The sequence below is a fragment of the Oleiphilus sp. HI0079 genome, assembly GCF_001635105.1.
This window is the reverse complement of sequence record NZ_LWFT01001058.1, coordinates 1-1,154: the sequence shown is the minus strand read 5'-3', so window position 1 is coordinate 1,154 and position 1,154 is coordinate 1. Positions and strand designations below refer to the sequence as shown.

The 1,154-nt window shown below is 47.5% G+C and carries 1 protein-coding gene; it reads left to right on the top strand.

What is annotated here, in order from left to right; genetic code table 11:
- On the top strand, positions 1-1,132 hold a 1,132-nt coding region (gene lysS / locus A3750_RS18915; protein WP_156498743.1), incomplete at its 5' end, for a lysine--tRNA ligase.
- Positions 1,133-1,154 lie beyond the last annotated feature (22 nt).

Genomic DNA, 1,154 nt, shown 5'->3' with positions numbered 1-1,154 from the left:
GAGCTTCCGCATCCTTACGAAGTCTCTTCGCCCACTTCCAGACAAGTATCATGGCCTAGCTGATCAAGAAATGAAGTATCGTCAGCGTTATGTCGATTTGATTGCAAATGCCGATGCGCGTCATACCTTTCGTTTACGTTCCGCTATTGTGAGTAGCATCCGAAACTACCTCACCAAGCAAGACTTCATGGAAGTCGAAACCCCGATGTTGCAGGTGATTCCTGGTGGCGCAACAGCAAAACCATTCGAGACGCATCACAATGCATTAGGCATTGATATGTTTCTGCGTATTGCTCCCGAGCTTTACCTTAAGCGTTTGGTTGTTGGTGGTTTTGAACGTGTTTTTGAAATTAATCGCAACTTCCGTAACGAGGGGCTCTCGACGCGACACAATCCTGAGTTCACCATGATTGAGTTCTATCAGGCTTATGCAAACTATATTGACTTGATGAATCTTACGGAAGATATGTTGCGTACCGTCGCACAAGAAGTGCTCGGTACGACCGACATAAAGAGCACGACCAAGGATGCAAACGGAGAGGTGGTTGAAGAGAAAATCTATGACTTTAGCCAACCATTTACTCGCATGACGATGGCGGAAGCGGTGCTTAAGTTCAACCCGGAGTTTGATGCGGCAGTGATCAATGATCCTGAGAGTCACTTTGAGGCTCTGAGGGCTTATGCCAAGCAAGTCGGTGTTCCAGATTCCCCTCAGCAAAAAACATGGGGAGCGGGCAAGTATTTATGTGAGATCTTTGAAGCAACTGCAGAAGAGAAGTTAGATCAGCCTACGTTTATTACGGCCTATCCTTGGGAGGTTTCGCCGCTGGCTCGGCGTAACGATGAAAACCCGTTTGTGACAGATCGATTCGAGTTTTTTGTTGGAGGGCGTGAGCTTGCCAATGGCTTCTCCGAGTTGAATGATGCAGAAGACCAAAAGCAACGTTTTCTTAAGCAGGTCGCTGAAAAAGACGCTGGTGATGATGAGGCAATGCACTTTGATGCCGATTATATTACGNCGCTTGAGTACGGTTTGCCTCCAACTGCAGGCGAGNGTATTGGTATCGATCGACTGGTCNTGTTGTTTACTGACTCGCCGAGTATTCGCGATGTCATTTTGTTCCGCACATGAAACCGCAAGCTTAAGGTCTGCG